The sequence below is a fragment of the Weissella sp. DD23 genome (genome assembly GCF_001579105.1).
Lineage (GTDB): Bacteria > Bacillota > Bacilli > Lactobacillales > Lactobacillaceae > Weissella > Weissella cibaria.
Window position 1 is genome coordinate 57,035 of sequence record NZ_KQ970395.1, and the last position, 1,631, is coordinate 58,665.

The 1,631-nt window shown below is 47.2% G+C and carries 2 protein-coding genes; both read right to left on the reverse strand.

The annotated features are described in order from the left end of the window. Window positions 1-954: hypothetical protein (locus tag WEIDD23_RS13720; protein WP_197458865.1), on the reverse strand; the 954-nt coding region annotated here is incomplete at its 3' end. 213 nt (window positions 955-1,167) lie between these two features. Continuing rightward, window positions 1,168-1,631: hypothetical protein (locus WEIDD23_RS08920; protein WP_207644209.1), on the reverse strand; the 464-nt coding region annotated here is incomplete at its 5' end.

Here is a 1,631-nt window from a genome sequence, read left to right on the forward strand (position 1 = left end):
TTGCACCGTTGCCGGCCGTACAAATTTCAATAAGGTTGGTTTTTGGAGCGCAATCAGGGACGGTCCCTGACCGCTCACGTAAAAATTACTGTCTGGCATAACCTGAACCCCGCCCCGGCCAGTCCCATCAGCTGCCTTTTCAAGCACCGGAATTTGCCCAGTACTCGTCAAGCGAAGCGTCCCTTGATCCGTTATCCGCCACATCGCGTCATCACCAGCACCCCAATAGATGCCTGGCCCGATTGTATTCACGTCAACATGACCGCCTTGTATGGTTATCCGTTTAAAATCACTCGCAATCGGCGCACAAATACGATTCGTCGCTGTGCGATTCATGACCGAAATGGCCAAAACGGCCTCTGGCGCAACTAAGACTTCACCCTGTTGACTAGTCGTCCGGAATACATGGGCGTTCAATTGACCAAACGCTTCAACGAACGCCCCCGTCGCCAGTACAATGCGGTTGGCCGTAAACATATCACCACCCATCCCGTGCAACGCTAACTGACCCTGAATTAAAATGTCGTTAGCTTCGAACATTGTGCCATTCTGGCCCGGCGTAATCGATACATTGCTGTCCGCTGTTGTGACAATTTGATCAGCCCGCACAAGCGGTTGGTCACCAGGCCCCGTTAGCCAAAAATCATGACTCAGCGTAACCGTTGCCGTACTATGCAACATCTTCCGTTGCTGCGTCTGGCCAATTGGCGTCAATGATAATTCATGTCCGTCGCCAACAATAGTGACCGACTGTCGCCGCGTGGCAAGTGCCGTCGTCGTATCATTAAGCACATCGCCATCTAGCCGAATAACTTGATTCGGTCTATCTTGATTCCATGCCGTTTCAAATTCACGCATGGTTGCAACGCCACCTTCATCTGCTGCCACATACTGCACAACTGACAGCACACTCCATATTGTTATCACCACCTTATATAGCCAATTTAAAGTCATTCTCACGTCCCCCTCGTTTGCGTTTGGTTTCGTTGACATGCTTAACTTTATCGGATGTTAATTGTCCGCTCCACGTCATATTTTTCAGAAACGTTTAAAAAAATCTCGCTTACGAGCGGTAGCCTTAGCGGTTACTGAAAGTACGCACAAAAATAAAATGCCAACTTAATGACAGTTAGTATGAACCCTGTCATCAAGTTGGCATTACGTAGGCTAATCTGTCGCCGTCATCCGGTGGACAGTTAAGTCGGTTGCTTTTTCAAGAAATTTATTAAATTCGTTTTCATCTGGATAATGCGACCAAATAAACGGTGTTGCATTTTTCAAACCAGCGATTTCAATATCTGAGATATAAAAATCAGCCTGTGGCACGGCTTCGTGACTAACGACAATATTCACCAATGGGGTCTGCTCCAGCCGACTAACAATTAACGCCTCCAAACTCGGGAGATTATTCATATCAACAATCACCTTAATTTTCGGCAACAATTTCTTAGTCGCTACTGTTTGAATCATAGCCGTTAAATACTCTTCAAACAAAACATTCAGTAACGCTTGTTCAGGAATGCCAAGTGCCACGGCTAGCTTAGCGACGACCGTTAGAATGATTTGAGTCTGGATTGGGAATCGGCGTTTCGCCCGAACGACATCTGGCATCGGTCGAAATCCTAAATGAC